The following is a 22,581-nucleotide window of genomic DNA, read 5'->3' on the forward strand; positions in this document are numbered from 1 at the left end:
GAGTTATCAATGGCGACAACTCCTGCTCCGCGCAACGGCGAAACCGACGTCCGCCTGGTAGTCGCGTCGAGCGTGTTCGGCACGACCGTCGAGTGGTACGACTTCTTCCTGTACGGCACCGCCGCGGGACTCGTCTTCAACAAACTGTATTTCCCCGGCTCCGATCCCCTGGTCGGCACCGTGCTGGCCTTCGCGACCTTCGCGCTCGGCTTCCTCGCCCGCCCGATCGGCGGGTTCGTCTTCGGCCACCTCGGCGACCGGGTGGGGCGCAAGAAAATCCTCGTCGCGACCATGCTCATCATGGGCACCGCGACCTGCCTCATCGGCCTGCTGCCCGACTACCAGATGATCGGACCGGCCGCCCCGATCATCCTCGTCGTGCTGCGGCTGGCCCAAGGCGTCGCGGTCGGCGGCGAATGGGGCGGCGCCGTGCTGATGGCCACCGAGTACGCCCCGGCCGGGAAACGGGGCCTCTACGGCAGTTTCCCGCAGATCGGGCTGGCCATCGGGCTCACGCTCGGCACCGGCGTGCTGGCCCTGCTCAACGCGATCACCAGCGACGCGGCGTTCCTCTCGTGGGGCTGGCGGATCGGGTTCCTGCTGTCGGCCGTGCTGGTGCTGGCGGGCCTGGTGATCCGGGTCAAGGTCATGGAAACCCCGGCCTTCCGCACCATGGCGGCCGAGGAGGGCACCGCGACCGTGCCCGCCGTGGAACTGGTCCGCGACAAGCTCTCCCGGCGGCATCTGCTGCTGGGCATGGGCAGCCGGTTCACCGAGGGCGTGGCCTTCAACGCGTGGGCGGTCTTCGTGATCTCCTACGGCAGCGGAACGCTGAAACTGGACCGGCAGCCGCTGCTGGTCGGAGTGATGATCGCGGCCGCGGTGATGGTCGTGTTCATCCCGGTCTTCGGCAGAGTGTCCGACCGGTTCGGCCGGCGGCGGACGTTCACGACCGGAGCGGTGACGACGCTGGTGCTGGCGATCCCGGCACTGGCGGCACTGCACAGCGGCAACCCCGTGCTGATCACGCTCTCGCTGGTCGCCGTGCTGGGCATCAGCTACCCGGTGATGTACGGCCCGCAGGCGGCGTTCTACGCGGAGCTGTTCCCGATTTCGCGCCGCTGCACCGGGATTTCGGTCGTCTACCAGCTCTCCGGCGTCGTGGCGTCCGGGCTCACCCCGCTGATCCTCGCCTACCTCGCGGGCCGCACCGGCACGACCGGCATCATGGTCTACCTCGCGGCGACGACCGTGATCAGCGTCGTCTGCACGCTGGCGATCCGGCAGAGCGACCTGTTCGACGACGAGGAGGTGCGGACTTCCCGGCCGGTCAAGGAGGTTCCCCGCGTCAGCTGAACGACGGCGTTCCGGGCGGCTTGCTGTCGCCCGGGACGCGGTCGTTCAGCACGTCCCGGATCCGCTGCCGGTCGGCGGGGCGGAGATAGAGGTAATGCCCGGCTTCCGGCATGACGTCGACCTCCGCGTGCGGAACGAGCCTGCGGAGATTCGCCGCCGCCGCGACCGGATCGTGGACGACGCTGCGTCCGCCGAACAACGCCCGGACCGGCGTCCGGATCGCGCGGAGAGCGTCGTCGCTCGGCCGGGTCTGGAGCGAGATCCGGGCGCGGTAAGACCGGATCCCGGCGACGATCACCTGCGCGGCGGGCTGGTCGAACACGTCCTCGCCCGCCGACCAGGCCACGAAACTCCGCCAGTCGCGGTCACGGTTCAGCACCATCGCTTTCAGCGCGCGCCGTTGCGTGGCCGCGGAGAACTTGGCGCTGACCGTCGTCGGGTCGAGCAGGCAGATCCCGGCGAGCCGGTCCGGGGCGTGGATGGCCTGGTTGACCGCGTGCCAACCGCCGGTGGAGCCGCCGACGAGGAGGACGTCGCTGAGCCCGAGTCCGGCGAGGACTTCATCGAGGCCAAGGGCGCGGTCGCGGATGCCGGCGAACGGGGCGGTCTGCACGCTGCGGCCGGCTTCGCCGAGCGTGTCGACGGCATAGACCGGGCCTTCGAGCCCCGGGATCAGCTGCGCGTAACAGACCGAGGTCGCCATCAGGGCCGGCAGGAGCACCGTCGGCTGTCCACCGTCGCCGAAGCGGTAGACGCGAGCGGTCCCGTGGCGGCAGCCGACGTCGAACACTTCGTCGGGTGGCGGGCATTCCCGCATCGCTTGCTCGTAGAGGGCGAAGTAGCGTTGCCGCGCCTCGGGATTCTTGAACTGACCGGTTTTCTTCATGACCGGGACGCTATTTCACGCGCCCCTCGCCGGTCTTGGACGAAAGTAAGATGGCGGCATGACGGAGTGGTCGCTGGTCGTGCCGCGCCAGGAAATCACGAACGCGCAGGGTCGGCACGTTTTCGGGTTTTCGCGGATTCCGGGTGTGTTGACCTACGCGGGCCACGAATTCCCGCCTGCCGACCCGATGCCGTGGCGGGTAACGCCGCTGGGCGCGATCACCATGATCCTGGAGCTGGAGCCGCTTTCCCCGCAGCTGCCGCCGTCTCCAGTCTTCGGCCTGCGAGACCGTCCGCTGCTCGTGCCGCAAAGCGGGTCGGCACGCGGGCTCACGATCGCGCTGACCCCGGCCGCCGCATACGCGTTGTTCGGGCTGCCGCTGCGTCTGCTGGCGAACGCGAGCGTCTCCGCCGCCGATCTCCTCGGCCGCGACGCCGACCTGCTGATCGAGCAACTTGCGTCCACATCGGACTGGACCACCCGATTCGCCCTGCTCGACGACTTCCTGCTCCCCCGCGTACGGTCCGGCCCGGAGCTGGCCCGTCCGGTGCGGGCCGCGTGGCACCGGCTGACCTCCGGCCCGGCCCGGGTCGACGCGGTCGCCGCCGAGATCGGCTGGACGCGGCAGCATCTGAACGCTCGTTTCCGCGAGGAGATCGGCCTTTCGCCCCGCACCGCCGGACGAATCGCCCGGCTGCACCGCGCGGTGTCCCGGCTGCCGTCCGCGCGGTCGTGGGCGGAGCTGGCGATCGAGTGCGGTTACGCCGACCAATCCCATCTGAACCGTGATTTCCGCGGTTTGACCGGCTGCACGCCGACCGAATACGTGCGCGGGTGAGTGTCAGAGTGCGAGTTCGACCGTGAGCGGTGCCGTGCCGAGGTCGGTGCGCATCGCGGAGCGCACCGCGTCGAGGGCAGCTTGGAACCGGTCGAGCGCACGGAGGTAACCGGCATCGTCGATTCTTCGGCCCGCGATGACCAGATCGCGCAGCTGGCGAGCCTGACGCAGCGCCTGATCCGCCGCCGCGACGACCGCGTCCGGAGCCATCAGGGCGAGCTGCTCGCGGGCCGCGAACAATCCCGCGCCGCGAAATGCCGACCGCGCCGCGGACGACCGGGACTCGTCCGGAGCGTGGTCTCCCGCCAGTGCCGACCGGACACCGGCGTTGGCGTCCTGGACCGCGGTCAGGAAGACCACGTAAGAGTCGCGCCGGGCCCGCTGGTCTTGCCGTGAGGTCTCTCTCCGCCACCGGATCCGGTCGGCGAGCAGGGTGGCCCCGGCTCCGAGAGCGGTGCCCAGCAAGGTGAACAGCGGTGCCAGCCAGATCACAACCGCCGAGTTTAGGGCGTCCCGGCGCGCGAAGTGAGCTGATCGGACATCCCGAACCGCTCCAGCAAGAACGCCAGCCAATGCGCCGCATGGACCACACTGTCCGACCGGCTCGTAGCCGTCCCGTGGCCGACGTCGTCCCACACCCGCAGCAGCGCCGGTGCGCTCGTCGTCGTGGCCTGCACCCGCGCGACGAACTTCCGCACCGGCCCGGGCGGGCACGCGACATCCGCTCCGCCCGCGTGCACGTAAAGCGCCGGGTAGCGCACGGAGCCGGACACGAGCTGGTACGGCGACATCCGGGCGAGCCGGGCGACGTCGTCCGGCTCGCCGAGGTCGCCGTAGTCCGCGCCGATGGCGAACCGTCCGTACGGGTGCCGGTGGCAGCCGAGCACGTCGAGGATCGGGCATTGAGCCACCACTGCTGCCCACAGGTCCGGGCGCTGGGTGTAGGCGATTCCGGCCATCATGCCGCCGTTGCTCCAGCCGGTGACTGCGAGCTGCTCGCGGGTGGCGACGCCAGTGGCGAGGAGGTGTTCGGCGATCGCGTAGAGGTCGTCGAAGCTGTTCTGCTTGTGCTCGACGCGTCCGGCGTCGGCCCAGTCGGAGCCGAGGTCGCCGCCGCCGCGCTGGTGGGAGATCGCCAGCGCTCCCCCGGCCGCGACGAAAGCCGCTACCGGGCCGGGGAATTGCGCGGGCCAGGCGACCCGGCCGCCGCCGTACGCGGTGATGAGGGTCGGGAGCGCGCCGTCCGCTCCGGCTGGCAGGACGAGGTGGTATGGGACGCGCGTACCGTCCGCGGATTCGGCCCAGCGCAGCGAAACTGTCGCGCCCGGCAGGTGCACACGTGGCGCGCGCAGGGTGTCGACCTGCCCGGAACCGAGGCGGTAGCGGTACAACCCGGGTGACGAGGTGGGCGTCGAGAACACGAACACGAACTCGTCCGGGTGGCCGTCGGGAGCCAGCGCCGCGCTCGGAAGCACGTCGAGCGGCAGGGCGCCCCGGCCAGGCAGCGGCACCTCCTCCAGTTCCCGCCCGGCGCAGTCGAAGACCCAGGCGCGCGCCTCGGCGTCCACTGAACCGGTCACCACCAGACGGCCGCCGATCAACCGGACCTGGCTCAGCACCCGCCCGGACTCCGGAACCAGTTCGTGCCAGGTCGCCGGGTCCGAGGGATTCGGCTCGGCGAACGCGATCGCGACGATCCGTCCGCGCGGCGCGTCGTGGTTGGTGACCGCGACGTACCGGTCCCCATCGATGACCCCCGCGACCGACGAATCGATGCCCTGGACGAACGGCCGCCACGTCCGGTCCGGCAGGTCGCACACGTACTGCGGAAGCGGCCACACGGCGGTCGCGACGGCGTGCTTGCCGTCCGCGGCCACCTGGACGGCGGGCGCGTTGTCGACGTCGACCGGTTCGGGTTCGGCGGCGGGTTCCTCGCCCAGTGCATGGAAATACGCGCGGAAGGCGAACGATTCCGCGGACAGGTCGCCCGCGGTGTAGAAGAACCCCGAACTGTCCGGCAGCCACTGCGGCGTGACCAGCGGACCCATCGTCGGATGCGGGATCCGGTCCGGCAGCCGTCCGCCGGTTTCGGTGTCCAGCAACCAGATCTCGCCGAGTTCGGAGCCGTCCGCGCAGACCCCGCAGGCGAGCGCCTTCCCGTCCGGCGACGGCGCGAACCACGAGACCTGCCGGTTGCCGTCGCCGTTGGGGTCGTACAGCACCCGGCCCGGACCGTCCGCGGCGTCGGAGACCACGAGGACGGCACGATCCGGGTAGTCCGGTTCGGGAAGCCGGTCGAGCCGGAACCACCGCCCGCCCGCGAAGCGCGGGGCCGGCTCGACCATCCAGTTCGGCGAGCCGGTGCCGTCCGCGACGCAGTGACTCACCAGCTCGCGAAGCGCGGCGAGGTGCGGCCATTTCTCGACGTACGCGTCGGTCAGCGAGTTCTGCGCTGCTTGCCAGGCTGCCGTTTCGGCGGAGTCGTCCTCCAGCCAGCGGTAGGGATCGGGGAAACTGAGGCCCGCGACGGTGTCGAGGTCGTCGACTGTCCTGGCCGCCGGGTAGTCCAGCCGTTCGCCCGTCATCGTCCCGCCCTTCCCGCATCCTTTGTGGACACTCACGGTAGTGCGCCCGGGGCGGCCGCGACCCGCGACAGTTGCCGCACGTTTCGCCGCGCCGGTGCGGCATCGGTCGCGTGGGGTCACGAGGCGCGCCGGTCCTTCACCACCCGGCCGCCCTGAACCACCAGCACTACCGCCTCCCGGTCGCCGAACAGCTCCGGCGAGGTCAGCGGGTCCCCCGCGAACGCGACCAGATCGGCCTTCTTGCCCACCTCGATCGTGCCCGTCTCGTCCGCGATCCCGAGGATGTCCGCGTTCACCGACGTGGCCGCGACGAGCGCCGCCATCGGTGATTCGGCTTCCGCGCGGAGCACCAGCTCGTCCCCGCGGTGATCCTGACCCGGCCCGACCAGGTCAGAGCCGAGCCCCACCCGGACCCCGGCGGCGCGGGACGCGCGGATCGCGTCGAGCTGGCCCTGCCACGCGCCCTTCGCGCGCTCCGCCATCTCGGGCGGGAGGCCCAAGCGCGAGGCGTCCTTGAGGAGATCTCGCACCACCGTCAGCGTCGGCACGTGCGCGACGCCGCGTTCGGCCATCAAGGCGGCCATCTCGTCGTCGATCGCGGTGCCGTGTTCCACGCAAAGCACCCCGGCCTCGATCGCGGTGCGCAGCCCGGCGTTGTTGTGCGCGTGCACGGTCACGTAAGTACCGCGCGCGGCAGCCTCCTCCACCGCGACGCGGATCTCTTCCACGGTGAACTGGGTGTCGGAAAGCTTGTCGTGATAGGAAACGACACCGCCGGTCACGCACAGCTTCAGAAAGTCCGCTCCGCGCCGGAACGCCTCCCGGACATTGCCGCGCATCTGATCCGGGCTGTCCGACAGGAAAGACAGCTCCCGCAGACCGGGAATGCCGTGCCCGGCCCACAGGTGCGCCGGTTCCCAGCCGCTGGCGAGATGGCCGTGCCCGCCGGTCTGGCACTGGACCGGTCCGCACTGCAGGATCCGCGGCCCCGGGATCTTCCCCTTCGCCACCGCACCCGCCAGCCCGCCGTCGATGCCGCCGGTGTCGCGCACCGTCGTGAACCCCGCGTCGAGGGTCTGCGCGCAGTTGGCGAACATGTCCGCAGCGATCTCGGCGGCGGGCAGCCCGTAGCCAGTGTCGGCCGCGATGTCGCTGGAAATGCCGAGATGCACGTGGGCGTCGATCAGGCCGGGCACGAGCGTCAGCCCCGTGCAGTCGAGCACCTCAGCACCGGGCGGCGGGGTCCCGCCGAGCCCGGCGATCCGGCCGTCCTCGACCAGAATCGCTTGCCCGGCAACGGGATCCGCTCCGGTACCGTCGGCTACCGTCGCGCCTGCCAACCACATTTCGGCTCCTTTCCACGGAACTCTCGACGAGATCAGGACACCGACCGGATCCTCGGCGCCTCGGCGGACGCTGTTTCCGCCCGGTAGCCCTCGGCCAGCCGCCGCATTTTCAGCCCCAGGTGCAGGGTCAGCCGGTCGTCGCCCCGGTTCAGTGCGCAGCCGGTGAGCTGTTCGATCCGCTTCAGCCGGTGGTACAGCGTCGCGCGGTGGATGTTCAGCTGCCTCGCGGTGCTGGCGACGTCCCCGGCGTTGTCGAGGAACCTCTCCAGCGTGGTGATGAACCCGGCGTCCCGATCGAGCGCGTCGAGTACGGGAGTGTGCGACGCGGCGACGAGGTCGTCGGCGGGCATCTGCAGCAGCAGTTCGTACGGACCCAGTTCGCCCCAGCGCGCGACCGGCCCGAGCGACGGCACGAACCGGGCCGCGCGTGCCGCGAGAAACGCCTGCCGGTACGAGACACTGATCTGCTCGATGCCGTCAACGACACTGCCGATCCCGAACACGAGTTGCCCGCTCTCACGGGTCAGCCGGCCGAATCGCGCGGCGAGGCGCGCGCAGGCCTCGTCCAGCTCCCGGCGGGACGGAGCTTCCCGCCTGCCGAACAACAGCCACGCCCGGGACTTGTTGGCGGCCGTCAGCGCACTCCCCGAAGCGTCCTCGACCGCGGCCTCAAGTGCCACCTGCTGCGGCTCGGCGCCCCCGGCGTGTTGCACACCCAGCACCTGAAACCGCGTCGCACTGTCCGGGAACACCTGCTCGGCCCGCAAGTCCTCGACGGCCTGGGCCCGGATGCCGCGATCAGACGAGACGAGTTCTCGCAGGATCGCCTCCTGCCGGGCTTGCGTGCGCTCGTGCACGACGAGCCGCCGGTACAGCACCGCGCCCGCCCGGCTCGCGGCGTCCTTGGCCAGCTCCAGCTGCTTCTCGTCCAGGGCCGAACCGGGGTCGATCAGCCAGAGGTACCCGAGCAGCAGCCCCGCGCAACGCACCGGCGCGCACACCCGCGGCTGCACGCCGTCCACCGGCGTCCGCACCCGGCCCGGCCCGGTCCACTCCGCGATGCCCTGCGCGAGGACCTTGTCCCGGACGTCCGCGTCGACCGACCGGTTCAGCACCGAGGACACGCGGGCGCTGTCCTCGTCCCCGAAGTGGCGGCTCGCGGCGAGCAGCCGGATCGACGGATCGTCGATCGCCACCGAGCGCCGCAGCCGCTCGGCCAGCTCGTCGACGATCTCCTGCAGGCCGTCCGCCATGCCTCCACTCTCCCCCGGCGGCATCCGGATTGCGAGCGACAGATGACGTGGAATCCCGCGCTCAGCACGACAGATGTCGTGCCCGTGCCCGCGAGGTTCCGGACATCTGCCGGAAGCGCGGACGCGGCGCGCCACCCGATACTCGCTTCGAACGGCGAAGGAAGTGATCCCCTTGGACATCCCCGGATTCATGTCCCCGGCGCACGTCGACCGGATGAACCAGCTCCTCGCGGCGTCCGCGGAAGTGCGCGCCGCGGCCGCCGAGCTGGGCGGAACGTACACGATGACCTACCAGCTCGACGGCGCTCCGAGCGGTACCGAATACTGGACGACCGTCTTCGGCCCGCACGGCCTGCACTTCGAGCTGACCGCTCCACCGGAGCCGGACGTCCTCGTCCAAGCCGACTGGACCGCGACCATGCGAGCGCTGCACGCACAGCAGGACGGCGTCGAAGCACCACCGGTCGGCGAGAAAACCACCGGCGACCCGGCAGTGGCGAAGCGGCTCGAACACGTCCTCGCGCTCGGCCGTCAGGTGGCGACGATCAAAAGCCGCCTGCCCGAACTCACCGAGCCGACGGACCCGCCGCCTCGGTGAGCTGCTCCCGCAGGGTGCTCAGCGTCCGGGCCAGCAGCCGCGACACCTGCATCTGCGAAAGCCCGACCCGCTCGGCGATCTGGCTTTGCGTCAGATTCCAGAAAAACCGCATGACGACAATCGCGCGTTCGCGTTCGGGCAGATTGCGCAGAATCGGCTTGAGCGTTTCGCGATCCTCGAGTTTTTCGATTTCGCGATCGTTTTCCCCGAGCGTGTCGGCCAGCGCGAGCGAGCCGGTGTCGTCGTGGGCCGGGTAGTCGATCGAGGCGGCCTGGTAGGCGTTGCCGGCGTGCAGCGCCTCGGCGACCTCGTCCAGGCCGAGGCCGAGGTGCTCGGCGAGTTCGCGGGCGGTGGGCGCGCGGCCGTAGCGCTGGCCCAGTTCGGTGGCGGCCTGGCCGAGGGTCAGGTGGAGTTCCTTGAGCCGGCGCGGCACCCGGACCGACCACGTGTGGTCGCGGAAGTACCGGCGGACCTCGCCCATCACCGTCGGGACGGCGAAGGCGACGAAATCGGACTGCCGGGCCGGGTCGAACCGGTCGACGGCGTTGATGAGGCCGATCCGCGCGACCTGCAGGAGGTCCTCGGACGGCTGCCCGCGCCGGGCGAACCGCCGGGCGATGTGCTCGGCCAGCGGCAGATGCTCCTCGATGAGGCGGCGGCGGAGCCGGGCGTGCTCGCCGGTGTCCTCGGCGACGTGGCTGATCTCCTCGAACAACGCGGCGCAGTGCCGGTAATCGTCGCTGCGCCGGGTGCGGGTCATGGTCGCCGCGGTCATCCGGGTCCTCCTGACGGGCGAAGGGAACCTGACTCGGGTAATGCCATGGTGCACATCGCGTTACCGACGCTAACCATCCTTAGTGGACAGTGCGCCGCGCCGCAAGGCGGGCGCGGCCGGGCGGGCGCCGGGCAGCCGGAGCTTCATGGCGAGGTGGTACCCGCCGGGCGGCCCGGTCAACCGGTCGTCCACCCGAATGGGGGCTCAAGCCGGGCCGCGCGGACGCGACAGAGTGTCGAGTTCGGCGCAACCGCCACCAGAAGGGTGGACCGGCGGGGCGAGCTGCCCGATCCGGTGGTCGTCCTCGCGCAGCGCCGCGACGAACCGGACGAGGTGCTCGGGCGGCGGCGCGACGCTGGCGCCGCCGAGGTACCGGACGACGATGAGGTCCTCGCCGGAATGGGTTTCGACCGCGACCGCCCACCCTCGGATCTCGTCCCACAGGAGCGCGACGTCCCGCCCGGGGTAACCGGGCAGGTATCCGTCGAGCGCGACGTATGCCGACAGCACCGGGTCCTGGTCGATTGTGCAGGATTCCAGGCCGATCCCGAGCGCCCGCGTGATGTCGGCGAGGTAGCCGCGCAATGCGGCGAGGGCAGTGTGCGGGGTGCTGTGCGGCGTCGCGGTCACGGGTGCCTTTCGCGGTCAGTTCTTCAGCCAAGCGGGGCGCGCGCCGGTCGTCAGCGTGCGCCATTCGTCGGCGAACCTGTCGCGCAGCATGCTCGCGGCGGCTTCGTCGCGGCCGTAAAGGAGGCCGAAGGTGAAGGTGTTTTGGTTCTCGCTGAAGCCGTCGATCGCGAAGTGCCGCAACGTCGCGCGGTCTACCACGCTGTCCTGGTGCTGGCCTAGCGTGCGCTGTATTGCCTTGACGTGCTTGCGCCAGGTGCGGAGCTTCTTGCCGGAAACCGGCCGGACGACGTCTGCCGCGTAACGCGCGCGCTTGGCCTTCTTCCGGACATTGTGCAGCGCTTTCTCCAGCTCGTCGCCGCTGAGCCCGGCTGTCGCGGCGGTCGCTCGATCGAGTTTGCGCGCGGCCTTTCGCATCGGTCTCCGCAACGCTTTTCGTTCCGTCGGCTGCGTTGTTTCGATCAGCGCGGCGATCGACTGCACCAGGGTCGCGTATCTGGTGCTGGACAACGCTTCTGCCGCGCGGGCCAGTCCCGCCTGGGAGGTGCGGGTGAAACCGCGGGCCAGGTATTGCCGCAGCGGGCCGAAAACCAGCTCCGGCGGGACGTCGTCCAGACCTGCCTCGATGCGAGCTTGGCTGACTTCGGCGTCGCGCGCGGGGGCGAGTTCGCCGCCCAGCCACTTCAGCTCCGCCGCGACCGCGTCGGCGTTCTTCTTGCCCACCAAGGTTTTGAAGGTCCGGAGGGTGCTCCGCAGCTTCCGCGCCGCGACCCGCAATTGGTGCACCGAATCGTCAGCGCCGTCGTGGAAGGCCATCTCAGCACGGCGCAACCGCTCGAACTGCTCGTACAGATACACGGGCACGGCCTCGGTATCGGAAGGCATTCCGGATCCCCCGTTCAGTCGTTTTCCACCGCGCCGCCGACACCCTCGGCGATCGCGGGCACCACGCGCTGGTTGAAGACGCTGGGCACGATGTGCTCCCGATCGAGGTCGTCGCCCACCGTTCGGGCCAGCGCGTGCGAGGCGGCGAGCAGCATCCGCGGGGTCACCTTCGCCGCACCGGAGTCGAGCAGCCCGCGGAACATCCCGGGGAACACAAGGACATTGTTGATCTGATTCGGCAGATCGCTGCGTCCGGTCGCGACGATCTCCGCGTGCTCGCGCGCCTCCTCCGGATCGACCTCCGGCTCCGGATTGGCCAGTGCGAAGACGATCGCGCGGTCGGCCATCTGAGCGAGATCTTCTCCCTTGAGCAGACCGCCGACGCTCACGCCGATGAAGACGTCCGCGTCGCGCAATGCGTCCCGGAGGCTGCCCCGGACCGCGTCTCCGCGGTTGGTGTTCTCCGCGATCCACTGCTTCTCGCCGGTCAGATCGCGTTCGCCGTGCAGGGTGCCTTCGCTGTCGCAGACCACGATCCGTTCCGCGCTGAAGTCCGCCTTCAGCAACAGCCGCGCGATGGCGGAGCCGGCCGCCCCGGCACCGGAGATCACCACCGACGTGTCCCCTGGCGTGCGGTCAGTCAGCTTGAGCGCGTTGTCCAAGGCGGCCAGCACGGCGATCGCGGTCCCGTGCTGGTCGTCGTGGAAAACGGGCACGTCCAGCTCGTCGTGCAGCTGGCGTTCCACCGTGAAGCAGCGGGGCGCGGCGATGTCTTCCAGGTTGATCGCGCCGAAGGACGTCGCGAGATCCTTCGCGGTGCGCACCAGATCGTCGGGTTCGCGGCTGACCGGGCAGATCGGCCAGGCGTCGACGTCGGCAAACCGCTTGAGCAGGGCCGCTTTGCCCTCCATCACCGGCAGTGCGGCGGCCGGGCCCCGATCGCCGAGGCCGAGCAGCGCGGAGCCGTCGGAGACAATCGCGACCGAATTGCCGCGCACCGTTTCGCGCAGGAGCACCGACGGATCCTCGGCGACCCGCTTGGCCAGTTCCGCGACACCGGGCGTGTAGTGCTCGGCGAGGTCGTCGGCGTCGTCGAGCCGCACCCGGGTGGCGACTTGGATCTTTCCGCGGCTTCCGTTCATGGCTGCCGGATACCCGGCGAAGCGGCGGCGGAATCGTGCCCGGCCTCGCGTTTGCCCCGGTCTGCGCGCGGGTAAAGCGATCCAGTGGTGACGAGTCGGGAACCAGGAGCAGAACCGCCGGACACGACCAGTCTCGGCGTGCTCCGCCAAGCCGCCCGCGAGTGCCGCGGCTGCGGGCTGTACCGCGACGCCACGGCCACCGTTTTCGGCGCGGGCGGCGCCCGGGCGGAGATCTTCGCCGTCGGCGAGCAGCCCGGCGACCAGGAGGACCGGCGCGGCGAACCGTTCGTCGGCCCGGCCGGGCAGCTGCTCGACCGCGCGCTGGGCGACGTGGGCCTGAACCGCGACTGCCTGTACCTGACCAACGCGGTCAAGCACTTCAAGTTCCAGCTCCGCGGCAAACGCCGGATCCACGACAAACCGGCGCGCTCCGAGGTGGTCGCGTGCCGTCCGTGGCTGGTCGCCGAACTCCAGGCGATCCGGCCCCGGCTCGTGCTGCTGCTGGGCGCGACGGCGGCGCAATCGGTGTACGGCAGCGGTTTCCGGCTCACCCGGCACCGCGGCGAGCCGCTGGATCCGCCGGACGAGTTCGCCGGCCTGTTCGCCTCCGCGGTCGCCACCGTGCACCCGTCCGCGGTGCTGCGCGCCCCCGACCGCGACGCCGCGTACGCCGAGTTCGTGGCCGACCTGCGCGGCCTTGGAAGCAGTGACCTGGCACGAGGGGCCCCTTGATCAAGGAGTCCTCGCAGACCTTCAGGCACCGCATCGCTGACGCCCAAAAAGGACCACCCCGCAGGTTGGCCCGCTGCAGAAGTGGGTAGCCGTTGCCCGAGCGAGGTGAGCTATGCGCGCTACAACCGAGATCCCGCTGTGGTGGCTTGCCCTGACCGGGCTGTGGACCCTCACGCTGTCCACCCCGTCGGCACCGGAACTGCTCACCGGCGCCGGGGCCGCCGCGGTCTGCGCGATCGCCGCCCGCGCCGCACGACGGGCGATGCGCGGTTCGTGGCAGCCCAAAGCCAGCTGGCTGGCCTGGTTCGCGCCACTCCCATGGGCCGCGGTCCGCGAATCCGCAGCCGCAGTGTTCACAACGCCCAGCGCCGGAAAGTTCGCCACCATCAAAGTCCCGCCAGCACAGCGTCCGGAACACGAAGCGCGGCTCGCCGTCGCAACGGTGGTCGTCGGCTGCACCCCAGGCACGATGATCGTCGCAAGCCCGCCCGACGGAAACCACCTCGTCGTCCACCAGATCCTCCCCGACTCCCCGAGCCTCGATCGGGTGACGCGATGACGTGGCTGCTCCTCGCCGCCCTGCTCCTGATGGCGGGCGGCCTCGGCACCGCCCTGTGGCTCGCCGCCCGGGGCAGCGCGATCGAACGCCTCGCCGGAATGCAATTCGCCGGCACCGTCACCGTCCTGACGCTCCTGCTGCTCGTCCAGGCGTACGGCCCGTCCAGCGCCCTCATCCTCCCGCTGACGCTGACCGTGCTCGCCTTCGCCGGAACTCTCGTCTTCGCGCGGCTGCTGGGGACCCGATGACCGTCGCCGCGCAGATTCTCGTGTTCGCCGGGGTGTTCGTCGTCCTCGCCTCCGCCGTGGGCCTGTTGCGGGCCAAGGACTTGCTCACCCGGCTGCACCTCCTCGCCCCGGCGACCACACTCGGCGCGCCGCTGATCGGTGCCGGGCTCGTCCTGGTCAACGGCGTCCAGCTCAGTTCGGGCGTGATCGTCGCGACGGTCGTGCTGCTGGCGGTCACCGGCCCGATCCTGCAGTCGGCCACCGCCCGGCTCGAAGCCCGCCGCCGCGGCGAGATCGACGAGGACCTGCCGGCATGACCGCCGCGGTGCTGCTCGTCGCGCTCGCGCTGGTCGCGGTCGCCGGGTTCGCCGTCGTCGCGACGCCCGACCCGAAACGGCAGACGATCCCGCTCACGGTGTTTTCCCTGTGCCTGACCGTGCTTTTCGTCGTGTTCCAGGCCCCGGACGTCGCGCTGTCCGAACTCGCCGTCGGCGCGGCCGTCGTCCCGCTGCTCGTCCTGCTGACGCTGCGGAAGACCGGAAAGCGATGAGGACCCGCGACGTCGTCGGCGCCGCCGGGCTGGCCGGGGTCGCTGCGCTGCTGTTCGCCGCGTTCACCCGGATGCCAGCCGTCGGCAGCGCCGGGCACGTCTACCGGGACCTGGTGGTGCCGCTGGGTTTCCGCGAGGTCACCCCGAACCTGGTGTCGTCGGTCAACTTCGACCTGCGCGCGCTCGACACCCTCGGCGAGGAAACCATCGTCGCCGCCGCGGTGGTCGGCACGCTCGCGCTGCTGCGACCGGCGGACAAGGAGCCGAAACCGGACGAGAGCGGCTACGTCCTGCCCGCGGTGAAGCTCGCCGGGTTCCTGCTGTTGCCGGTCTCGGTGCTGCTGGGCCTGGACATCGTGGCGCACGGGCATCTGACGCCGGGCGGCGGTTTCCAGGGCGGGGTCGTCCTCGCGACCGGCTGGCACCTGCTCTACCTCTCCGGCAGCTACGGCGCGCTGGCCCGGCTGCGGCCGCTCGACTGGTGCGAGTACGCCGAGGCGGCGGCCACCGGCCTGTACGTCGCGACGGGCTTGCTGGGGCTCGCCCTCGGCGGCTCGTTCCTCGCGAACGTGCTGCCGCTCGGCGAATTCGGCTCGCTGCTGTCGTCCGGCACGGTGCCGGTGCTGAGTGTGCTGATCGGCATCGAGGTCGCCGCCGGGCTGGTCGTCCTGCTGTCGCGGTTTTTCGTGCACGGCCTGGAGGAGGACCAGTGACCGGCGTGGTGTCGGCGGCCTGCTACGGGGTGGCGGCTTGGCTGTTGCTGCTCGGCTGCGCCGGGATCATGCGCAGCCGGCACCTCGTGCACACCGTGGTCTCTCTGTCGGTCGCCCAGTCCGGCACGTACGTCCTGCTGCTGGCGATCGGCTACCAGGAGCAGGCCGGCGCGCCGATCGTGGCGCAGGGACAGGCGCAGCCGGTGGTCGATCCGATGGTGCAGGCCATGACGCTTACCGACATCGTCGTATCCGCCACCATCACCGCGCTCCTGCTCGCCCTGACGCTCCAGATTTCGCGCCGCCACGGCACGGTCGACCCCGACGAACTGCGCGCACTGCGCGGCTGACCGATGACTACGCTGCCCGCACTCGCCATCGCCGTGCCGTTGCTGGCCGCCTGCCTGCTGCTCAGCCTCGGCCGGAAACTCCCCCGCGTCGTGGTCGACGTGACTGCGACGGTGACCGCGGCGGCGGTCTGCGCGCTGTGTGTGGTGCTGCTGACCGCCGCGCACCACGAGCGGGTGGTCAGCTGGCTGGGCGGACAACGGCCGGAAGGCACCCGTTCCGTCGGGATCGTGCTGGTCGCGGACGGGCTGAACACGACTTTCGCCGCGCTGGCCGCGTTCCTGACGACGTGCGCGCTGCTCTACAGCTGGCATTACTTCGAAGCCGTCGAAGCCCGCTATCACGCGATGATGCTGCTCTTCCTGACCGGCATGCTCGGCTTCCTCTTCACCGGCGACCTGTTCACTCTGTTCGTGTTCTTCGAGCTGATGAGCGGAGTCGCCTACGCGCTGACCGGATACCGGATCGAGGAAGCGGATTCCGTGCAGGGCGCGCTGAACTTCGGCGTGGTGAACTCCCTCGGCGCGTACTTCACACTGATGGGCATCGGCCTGCTCTACGCCCGCGGCGGTCAGCTGGGCCTCGCGCAACTGGGAGTAGCACTCGACGGACGGCCGGCGGACGCGCTCGTCATCGCCGCGTTCGTGCTGGTATGCACCGGTTTGCTGGTCAAAGCCGCGACCGTGCCGTTCCATTTCTGGCTCGCCGACGCGCATGCGGTCGCCCCGACGCCGGTGTGCGTGCTGTTCTCCGGCGTCATGGTCGAACTCGGCCTCTACGGCGTGCTTCGCGTCCGCACGACCGTGTTCGGCACCGTGCTCGACGACGCCACCGTCAGCCGGATCTTCCTGACCGCGGGGATCGCCAGCGCCGTACTCGGTGCCGTGCTTTGCTTCACCCAACGGCACCTCAAACGGTTGCTGGCCTATTCGACAATCGCCCACATTGGACTGTTCCTTTGTGGACTCGCCGCCACCGGAGGCGAGGCGACCGCGGCGTTCCTGCTCTCGGTGCTCGGGCACGCTGGGGCCAAAGGCGCGCTGTTCCTGCTGACCGGAGTACTGAAGGACCGCTACGGCAGCGTCGACGAGGACGACCTGTTCGGCCGCGCGACACACTCGCGGACCGAAGCCGTGCTGTTCCTCATCGCTGCCGCCGCCCTCGCCGGACTGCCGCCTTTCGGCTTGGCCCTGGGCAAAGACGCCGCCGAACACGCGGGCCCGGAGTGGCTCGTGGTCGTCTTCGCGGCCGTTTCCGCGATCACCGCGGCGGCCGTCCTGCGCGCCGGCTCGCGAGTCTACTTCGGACTCGGCAGGCCGCCCGCCGACGAGTCCGAAGACACGACGTCCGGCTCCGGCGAGGAACCGGAAACCGGCCAGCCGATCGAGCGCACCCCGGTGCCGATGGTCGCCGCCATCGTCGTCCTGCTCGGTTTCGCGCTGGCCGTCGGCATCGTCCCGTGGATCCGCGAGGTCGCGATCGCCGCCGGCGCACAGGCCTTCGACCGGGCTGGCTACCTGCACGACGTCCTGCCGACGCTGCCGCCGTCGCTCCCGGCTGCCGTGGCCGAGCTGACCTGGACCGGGCCTGGCCTGCTGTCCGCAGCGGCGACCGCGGTACTCGCACTCGGCACCACAGCGTTCGCACTGTGGTCACGGCGCCGGGCACCGAAACCGGTGCACGAAGCGCTGACCGTGCTGCACCGCGCGCATTCCGGCCAGGTCGGCGACTACGTGGCCTGGCTGCTCGCGGGCGTCGCCGTCCTCGCCGGCCTGGTCTGGCTCTGACGTCGCCGGGTTTACCGGCCGATCACCCGGGTTACCCGGACAGCGGCCCGTGACGTCGACCGTGAGGAGCTGCCGTGCCCGCCAGCACCGCCGACGGCCCGAAACTGCTGCCCGAAACCGAAGAGCTGGCCACTGGCGCGAACTTCGCCGCGGTGACCACGGTGCTGCCGAGCGGACGGCTGCAGACGCAGACGATCTGGGTGCACGTCGAGAACGGCAAGATCGTGCTCAACACCGAAACGCACCGCGCGAAGTACCGCAACGTCGTCCGCGACGACCGGATCACCGTCCTGATCCGCGACGAGCAGGACCCCTACCGCTACGCGGAGGTCCGCGGGCGCGTGACCGGCGTCGAGACCGGCGAACGCGCCCGGCTGCAGGTCGACGAACTCGCCCGCAAGTACACCGGCGGCGACTATCCGCCGGAGGCGATCAAGTCCGAACGCGTCATCCTGCGGGTGACCCCGGAGCGGCAGACGTTCATCGACCAGAAGAAGGGCGTCGCCGACTGATGCGCGACGCGCTCCGCCGCTACCGCCGGGCGTGCGACTACCTGGCCGCGGCGATGATCTACCTCAAGGACAACTTCCTGCTCACCGAGCCGCTGCGGCCCGAGCACCTGAAGCCGCGCCCGCTCGGCCACTGGGGCACCTGCCCCGGGCTGACCCTCGTCTACGCCGCGCTGAACCGCCTGGTCGCCGAGACAGGGCAGCGCACCCTGCTGGTCACCGGCCCCGGGCACGGCGCGCCGGCGATCCACGCCAACCTCTGGCTCGAAGGCACGCACGCCGAATACGACCCGCGGCTGTCCCTCGACGGCTCCGGCCTCGCCGAACTCGTCCGCCGGTTCTCCTGGCCGGGCGGGTTCCCCAGCCACCTCTCCCCCGAGGTCCCCGGCGTCATCCACGAGGGCGGCGAACTCGGCTACGCGCTCGCCACCGCGTTCGGCGCGGCCTTCGACGATCCCGAGCTGCTGGTCGCGTGCGTCATCGGCGACGGCGAGGCCGAAACCGGCCCGACCGCGGCGGCGTGGCACAGCCCGAAGTTCACCACCGCGGGCGACGGCCGGGTGCTGCCGATCCTGCACCTCAACGGGTACAAGATCGCGTCGCCGACTGTCTATGAAGCGATGTCGGACGACGAACTCACCGCGTACTTCACCGGCTGCGGCTGGACCCCGCTGCTCGTCGACGTCCGCGGCGCCGACGATCCCGACACCCCGCTCGCCGAGGCGCTCGCGGCCGCGCACCGCCAGGACACCGGGCCGCCGCCGATGATCGTCCTGCGCAACACCAAGGGCCTCGGCCTGCCCTCGACGTCCCCCGACGGCACCCCGCTCGAGGGCACCTTCCACGCGCACCAGGTCCCCCTCGACCCGGACCAGCTCAACTCGCTGGAGCAATGGCTGCGCTCGTACCGTCCGGAGGAACTCTTCGACGCCGACGGCGTCCCAGCGCCGGATTTGCTCGCCGTACCACCGGAACCAGCGCTGCGACTCGGCCGCGTCCCGCAAGCGAACGGCGGCCGGCTCCGTCGCGATCTCCCGCTGCCGGACGTCGCCAAGTTCGCCGTGACCGGCGAGGCAAGCCCGACGGAGGTCGCCGGCGGCTGGCTCGCGGACCTGGTGCGCCAGGCCCCCGACACCTTCCGCGTCGTCTGCCCGGACGAACTGCAATCCAACAAGCTCGGCGCGCTGCTGGACGTCACCGACCGGCAGTTCGACCGCTCCGTCCCCGGCCACACCGAACATCTCGGCCCGCGCGGGCGGGTGCTGGAGGTGCTGTCGGAACACCTCTGCCAGGGCTGGCTGCAGGGCTACCTGCTCACCGGACGGCACGGCCTCTTCCCGTGCTACGAGGCTTTCGTGTCCATTGTGGACAGCATGGTGAACCAGTACGCCAAGTTCCTCAAAACGTCCGGCGAGGTCGGCTGGCGGGCCCCGGTGGCGAGCCTGAACTACCTGCTCACCAGCGACGGCTGGCGGCAGGAGCACAACGGCTACAGCCACCAGGGCCCCGGTTTCGTCAACCAGATGCTCACCAAGAAGGCCCGCACCACCCGGATCTTCTTCCCGCCGGACGCCAACACCCTGCTCGAGACCCTGCACCGCTGCCTGTCCTCGACCGACCTGATCAACGTCGTCGTCGCCGGAAAGCAAAGCACCCCGGTGTGGCTCTCCCCCGACGAGGCCCGCGCCCACTGCCGCGCCGGGACCGCCGTCTGGCCCTGGGCAAGCCACGAGGGCCCGCCGGACGTCGTGCTCGCCTGCGCCGGAACCACCCCGACCGTCGAAACCCTAGCCGCCGTGCAGTTGTTAGCCGCCGCGGCTCCAGAACTGCGTGTACGATTGGTAAACGTCGTCGACCTGCTCTCGCTGTCCCCACCCGACCGCCACCCGAACGGCCTCTCCGACGAAGCGTTCCTCGACTGCTTCGGCGAGGACGTCCCCGTGATCTTCGCCTTCCACGGTTACCCGTCCGCGGTACACGAGGTTCTGCACGGACGCCCTGCCCCGCAACGCTTTCACGTGCACGGCTACCGCGAAGAAGGCACGACGACCACCCCGTTCGACCTGCTGGCCAGCAACCGCATGACCCGCCACGACCTGGCCGCCGACGCCGTCCGCCGAGCCCGCGGCTGGTCCTCCCAAGGCGGCGACCTGGCCCGCGACTTCCAGCGGCGCCGAGACGAACTCCTCGCCGCCGCCTACCGCGACGGCGAAGACCCGGCCGAGATCACCGGCTGGCGGTGGCAACGATGAACGTCCTGACCGTCAACCCGGGTTCCGGCAGTCTGCGAATGCACCTGGTGCGGACCGAAGACGAGAAAATCCTGGACTCGACCTCTGTGTCCTCTGTGGACTGCCTGCCTCCGGTCTCCGTAGTCGCACACCGCTTAGTACACGGCGGCCCAGACCTGATCCACCCCGCTCGCGTGACCCCGGCCGTCCGCGCGAAGATCGCCGAAGCCCGTTCACTCGCACCCGAACACGTTCCCAAAACCGAAGCCCTGCTGGACCAGCTAACCGAACTCCTCCCCTCCGCGACGCACGTCGTCTGTCCCGACACTGCTTTCCACCACACCCTCCCGTCCGTCGCGCAGACCTACCCGCTGCCCGCACGCTGGCGCTCGCAATGGGATCTACGCCGCTACGGCTTCCACGGCTGGTCCTTCAGCTGGGCAACCCGCCGCGCCGCCGAACTCCTGCACCGGTCTCCCCGCGAGCTGAACCTGCTCATCGCCCACCTGTCCGGCGGCTGCTCGGTCTGCGCGGTGTCACACGGACGCAGTGTCGATACGTCAATGGGTTTCACGCCGTTGGAAGGCGCGATGATGACCAAACGGTCCGGGTCCGTGGACCCCGGCATGCTGCTGTGGCTGCTGCGCGAAGGAAAACTGACCGTCAGCGAACTGGAAGACGGCCTCTACCACCACTCCGGCCTGCTGGGCCTGTCCGGCACTTCGGACGACACCCGAGACCTGGTACGCGACGGATCAGTCGAAGCCCGCTTCGCCCTGGCCGTCTTCGAACACCGCATCCGCCGAGAACTGGCTGCCGCCGCCACAAGCCTGCCACGGATCGACGCACTGGTCTTCACCGGCGACATCGGCTGGGACCAACCCGAAACCGCCGAAGCCGTCGCGGACGGCCTGGGGGTGCTCGGCATCGCCGGAGGACTTTCCCGGACGCGGGAGCGGGACTCGGTGATCAGCCCGCCTGGGGCGGAGGTTCCGGTGCTGAGTTTGCGCTCGAGGGAGGAACTGGAACTCGCCCGCGCTTCGGTGGACGTGGCCCGCTGACTTTTGGGAGGCGGATAGGTCTCGGAACTGTTCGCGCCGCTGTGATCCGCTGACTTTGACGGATCCGCCCACGTCACACGAATGCGGGGTCGCCTCCCTACCCCGCCACCGACACACCCCCACGAATGCGGGTCGCCCCCGCCGACCCCGCCATCGGCACTCCCACACGAAACGGGAACTCACGTCGCCGCCAAGGCTGTGCACCAACCCCCACGAACGCCGAGCTAGCTCTCGAACCCGCTCACACCACCGGGATCCGCTGCCCCCTCGCGAACCCGCCCACACCGCCGGGTCGGTCCGCTGCCCCTCTCGAACCCGCCCATACCACCGGGATCCGCAGCCCCCTCTCGAACCCGCCCACACCACCGGGTCGGTCCGCTCGCCGCATGAACGCGAATCTCAAAACCCGCCCGCCCCACGACCGAGACGATCCACCGACTTCACAAACGCGAAACCGCTCCCGTCCCCACCACCGACACGACCCCGCCCACGCCATCGCCGAGGCGGTCCACTGACCTCACGAATGCGGATCGATATCGTCGCCGAGCAGCCGGTGGACCGCCTCCACGTTTTCGTACCGCTGCTCGGGCAACTTGCCGAGATGGCCGATCACGTCGTCCCCCGCACCCTTCGCGGCTGCCTGGCGGAGGAGTTCGCCGCGCTCGCACGGGTATTCGACTTCTGTCAAATATTCACGGACGTCCGGCATGGCGCTCCCTTCCTCGTGTTCTTCCTTCACATACCCGCCCAGCCGGAGATCATGCGAGCTACGCTCGGCCGGTGAACGATTCCGCAAACCCCGCCCCCGCCAAAATCGGGAACGTGCTGCACCCGGTCGCCGATGTCGCCGCAGCGGTGCAGTTCTACGCCGCCACCTTCGGCCTGCCGACAAAATTCGTCGACGGAGACCGTTACGCAGCCCTCGACGCAGGCGGAACGACACTCGCCCTAGCCGGACCGGAGGAGGACGTCACCGACGGCGTCCCCGCCGCGTCCTTCAAGGTCCCCGAGGTGGCCGCCGCCCTGACCGCACTGGTGGCAGGCGGCGGAACCGTTGTGCGGCAACCGGAACAGGGCCCGCACGAGGTCCGGGCGGTGGCGCGCGATCCGTGGGGAAATCTCATTGTGGTTTACGGACCGCAGTGAAATTTTCTCAACCGCGGCGGTTTTGCGGTCCCGACACCTGCTAGCTCGCGGCGGTGACGTGGCCGCCAGAAGTCCGTGAAGGACTCCTTGGGGGAATCTGATTCCCTCAAGGAGTCCTTCACGGACCTTCGCATCGCGTACCGGAGGGCGGCATCATTCACTGACGCGCCCGGTCGCGACCATGAGGGGTCCCTTCACGCCTTAGGGTTCGCCTCGCGGCACCCGCAGCCGCGCGACCTACGCCGCTACTGATCGCAACGCCCTCGCACGGCATCCCGCTCCGTCGCAGGCTTAACGCGACCTTCGCCGCGCGTGATTCACGTCCCTCGCAGCACCCCGCCGCCGCAGCCGTCACGCAGCCTCGCCACGCAGGGCCGAGCGATTCCCCTTACCCCGCCGCCACAACCGTCACACCGCCCATGCCGCG

Annotated in this window: 26 protein-coding genes; 15 read left to right on the top strand and 11 right to left on the bottom strand. The window is 70.3% G+C overall.

Annotated elements, in window-relative coordinates; translation table 11 throughout:
* Positions 1 to 9 precede the first annotated feature (9 nt).
* On the top strand, positions 10 to 1,356 hold the full coding sequence (locus RPX00_RS42405) for an MFS transporter (RefSeq protein ID WP_406634252.1): 1,347 nt from the start codon (positions 10 to 12) through the stop codon (positions 1,354 to 1,356).
* On the opposite strand, the gene RPX00_RS42410 is transcribed toward RPX00_RS42405, so the two are convergent.
* Complete coding sequence (locus RPX00_RS42410) at positions 1,349 to 2,242, bottom strand: alpha/beta fold hydrolase (RefSeq protein WP_406634254.1); 894 nt, start codon at positions 2,240 to 2,242, stop codon at positions 1,349 to 1,351. The two genes, RPX00_RS42405 and RPX00_RS42410, sit on opposite strands and share 8 nt — an antisense overlap.
* A 58-nt stretch (positions 2,243 to 2,300) precedes the next feature.
* On the opposite strand from RPX00_RS42410, the gene RPX00_RS42415 reads away from it, so the two are divergent.
* Positions 2,301 to 3,080, top strand: coding sequence for a helix-turn-helix domain-containing protein (locus tag RPX00_RS42415; protein ID WP_406634255.1), 780 nt, complete (start codon positions 2,301 to 2,303; stop codon positions 3,078 to 3,080).
* A 3-nt stretch (positions 3,081 to 3,083) separates the two neighbouring features.
* On the opposite strand, the gene RPX00_RS42420 is transcribed toward RPX00_RS42415, so the two are convergent.
* The 4 genes from RPX00_RS42420 to RPX00_RS42435 all read right to left on the bottom strand — a co-directional run bounded on the left by RPX00_RS42420 (position 3,084) and on the right by RPX00_RS42435 (position 8,264).
* Positions 3,084 to 3,572: a hypothetical protein gene (locus RPX00_RS42420; protein ID WP_406634257.1), complete on the bottom strand. Its 489-nt coding sequence runs from the start codon at positions 3,570 to 3,572 to the stop codon at positions 3,084 to 3,086.
* 11 nt (positions 3,573 to 3,583) lie between these two features.
* Positions 3,584 to 5,665 (bottom strand): prolyl oligopeptidase family serine peptidase, encoded by a 2,082-nt coding sequence (locus RPX00_RS42425; RefSeq protein ID WP_406634259.1) that lies wholly within the window; start codon positions 5,663 to 5,665, stop codon positions 3,584 to 3,586.
* Positions 5,666 to 5,781: 116 nt separating this feature from the next.
* Positions 5,782 to 7,011, bottom strand: coding sequence for an amidohydrolase family protein (locus RPX00_RS42430; RefSeq protein WP_406634261.1), 1,230 nt, complete (start codon positions 7,009 to 7,011; stop codon positions 5,782 to 5,784).
* 32 nt (positions 7,012 to 7,043) lie between these two features.
* Positions 7,044 to 8,264 carry a helix-turn-helix domain-containing protein gene (locus RPX00_RS42435; protein WP_406634263.1) on the bottom strand — a complete coding sequence of 407 codons (1,221 nt, stop codon included), beginning with the start codon at positions 8,262 to 8,264 and terminating at the stop codon, positions 7,044 to 7,046.
* Positions 8,265 to 8,436: 172 nt separating this feature from the next.
* Between RPX00_RS42435 and RPX00_RS42440 the strand changes: the two genes are divergently transcribed.
* On the top strand, positions 8,437 to 8,862 hold the full coding sequence (locus RPX00_RS42440; protein WP_406634265.1) for a hypothetical protein: 426 nt from the start codon (positions 8,437 to 8,439) through the stop codon (positions 8,860 to 8,862).
* On the opposite strand, the gene RPX00_RS42445 is transcribed toward RPX00_RS42440, so the two are convergent.
* From RPX00_RS42445 to RPX00_RS42465, 5 genes are all read right to left on the bottom strand, one after another.
* Positions 8,831 to 9,637: a SigB/SigF/SigG family RNA polymerase sigma factor gene (locus RPX00_RS42445; RefSeq protein ID WP_406634266.1), complete on the bottom strand. Its 807-nt coding sequence runs from the start codon at positions 9,635 to 9,637 to the stop codon at positions 8,831 to 8,833. The genes RPX00_RS42440 and RPX00_RS42445 overlap by 32 nt on opposite strands.
* 69 nt (positions 9,638 to 9,706) lie before the next feature.
* The gene (locus RPX00_RS42450; protein WP_406634268.1) at positions 9,707 to 9,829 is read right to left on the bottom strand and encodes a hypothetical protein; all 123 of its coding nucleotides are present in this window, start codon (positions 9,827 to 9,829) and stop codon (positions 9,707 to 9,709) included.
* 12 nt (positions 9,830 to 9,841) lie between these two features.
* The gene (locus RPX00_RS42455; RefSeq protein ID WP_406634270.1) at positions 9,842 to 10,267 is read right to left on the bottom strand and encodes a DUF6292 family protein; all 426 of its coding nucleotides are present in this window, start codon (positions 10,265 to 10,267) and stop codon (positions 9,842 to 9,844) included.
* Positions 10,268 to 10,282: 15 nt separating this feature from the next.
* Complete coding sequence (locus RPX00_RS42460) at positions 10,283 to 11,149, bottom strand: CHAD domain-containing protein (protein WP_406634272.1); 867 nt, start codon at positions 11,147 to 11,149, stop codon at positions 10,283 to 10,285.
* A gap of 14 nt (positions 11,150 to 11,163) precedes the next feature.
* Complete coding sequence (locus RPX00_RS42465; RefSeq protein WP_406634274.1) at positions 11,164 to 12,291, bottom strand: NADP-dependent malic enzyme; 1,128 nt, start codon at positions 12,289 to 12,291, stop codon at positions 11,164 to 11,166.
* An 84-nt stretch (positions 12,292 to 12,375) separates the two neighbouring features.
* On the opposite strand from RPX00_RS42465, the gene RPX00_RS42470 reads away from it, so the two are divergent.
* The 11 genes from RPX00_RS42470 to RPX00_RS42520 all read left to right on the top strand — a co-directional run bounded on the left by RPX00_RS42470 (position 12,376) and on the right by RPX00_RS42520 (position 21,008).
* The gene (locus RPX00_RS42470) at positions 12,376 to 13,023 is read left to right on the top strand and encodes a UdgX family uracil-DNA binding protein (protein WP_406634276.1); all 648 of its coding nucleotides are present in this window, start codon (positions 12,376 to 12,378) and stop codon (positions 13,021 to 13,023) included.
* Between the two features lie 112 nt (positions 13,024 to 13,135).
* Positions 13,136 to 13,582 (top strand): Na+/H+ antiporter subunit E, encoded by a 447-nt coding sequence (locus tag RPX00_RS42475; RefSeq protein WP_406634278.1) that lies wholly within the window; start codon positions 13,136 to 13,138, stop codon positions 13,580 to 13,582.
* Positions 13,579 to 13,830 (top strand): monovalent cation/H+ antiporter complex subunit F, encoded by a 252-nt coding sequence (locus tag RPX00_RS42480; RefSeq protein ID WP_406634280.1) that lies wholly within the window; start codon positions 13,579 to 13,581, stop codon positions 13,828 to 13,830. The genes RPX00_RS42475 and RPX00_RS42480 overlap by 4 nt, the downstream gene beginning before the upstream one ends.
* Positions 13,827 to 14,126 (top strand): cation:proton antiporter, encoded by a 300-nt coding sequence (locus RPX00_RS42485; RefSeq protein ID WP_406634282.1) that lies wholly within the window; start codon positions 13,827 to 13,829, stop codon positions 14,124 to 14,126. Before RPX00_RS42480 ends, RPX00_RS42485 begins: the two co-directional genes overlap by 4 nt.
* Positions 14,123 to 14,359 carry a Na(+)/H(+) antiporter subunit B gene (locus RPX00_RS42490; RefSeq protein ID WP_406634283.1) on the top strand — a complete coding sequence of 79 codons (237 nt, stop codon included), beginning with the start codon at positions 14,123 to 14,125 and terminating at the stop codon, positions 14,357 to 14,359. The genes RPX00_RS42485 and RPX00_RS42490 overlap by 4 nt, the downstream gene beginning before the upstream one ends.
* Positions 14,356 to 15,072: an MnhB domain-containing protein gene (locus RPX00_RS42495; protein WP_406634285.1), complete on the top strand. Its 717-nt coding sequence runs from the start codon at positions 14,356 to 14,358 to the stop codon at positions 15,070 to 15,072. The genes RPX00_RS42490 and RPX00_RS42495 overlap by 4 nt, the downstream gene beginning before the upstream one ends.
* Complete coding sequence (locus RPX00_RS42500) at positions 15,069 to 15,422, top strand: NADH-quinone oxidoreductase subunit K (protein WP_406634287.1); 354 nt, start codon at positions 15,069 to 15,071, stop codon at positions 15,420 to 15,422. The genes RPX00_RS42495 and RPX00_RS42500 overlap by 4 nt, the downstream gene beginning before the upstream one ends.
* 3 nt (positions 15,423 to 15,425) lie before the next feature.
* Positions 15,426 to 17,207 (top strand): complex I subunit 5 family protein, encoded by a 1,782-nt coding sequence (locus RPX00_RS42505; protein WP_406634289.1) that lies wholly within the window; start codon positions 15,426 to 15,428, stop codon positions 17,205 to 17,207.
* Positions 17,208 to 17,281: 74 nt separating this feature from the next.
* Positions 17,282 to 17,719: a PPOX class F420-dependent oxidoreductase gene (locus tag RPX00_RS42510; protein WP_406634291.1), complete on the top strand. Its 438-nt coding sequence runs from the start codon at positions 17,282 to 17,284 to the stop codon at positions 17,717 to 17,719.
* On the top strand, positions 17,719 to 19,968 hold the full coding sequence (locus RPX00_RS42515) for a phosphoketolase family protein (RefSeq protein ID WP_406634293.1): 2,250 nt from the start codon (positions 17,719 to 17,721) through the stop codon (positions 19,966 to 19,968). Before RPX00_RS42510 ends, RPX00_RS42515 begins: the two co-directional genes overlap by 1 nt.
* Positions 19,965 to 21,008, top strand: coding sequence for an acetate/propionate family kinase (locus RPX00_RS42520; RefSeq protein WP_406634295.1), 1,044 nt, complete (start codon positions 19,965 to 19,967; stop codon positions 21,006 to 21,008). The genes RPX00_RS42515 and RPX00_RS42520 overlap by 4 nt, the downstream gene beginning before the upstream one ends.
* A gap of 517 nt (positions 21,009 to 21,525) precedes the next feature.
* Here RPX00_RS42520 and RPX00_RS42525 read toward each other — a convergent pair.
* Positions 21,526 to 21,717 (bottom strand): DUF2795 domain-containing protein, encoded by a 192-nt coding sequence (locus RPX00_RS42525; protein ID WP_406634297.1) that lies wholly within the window; start codon positions 21,715 to 21,717, stop codon positions 21,526 to 21,528.
* A 71-nt stretch (positions 21,718 to 21,788) separates the two neighbouring features.
* Here RPX00_RS42525 and RPX00_RS42530 point away from each other — a divergent pair, with 71 nt between their 5' ends.
* Positions 21,789 to 22,154 (top strand): VOC family protein, encoded by a 366-nt coding sequence (locus RPX00_RS42530; protein WP_406634299.1) that lies wholly within the window; start codon positions 21,789 to 21,791, stop codon positions 22,152 to 22,154.
* Positions 22,155 to 22,581: the final 427 nt, after the last annotated feature.

This window comes from Amycolatopsis sp. WGS_07 (assembly GCF_045278895.1).
In the GTDB taxonomy this organism is placed as follows: Bacteria; Actinomycetota; Actinomycetes; order Mycobacteriales; family Pseudonocardiaceae; genus Amycolatopsis.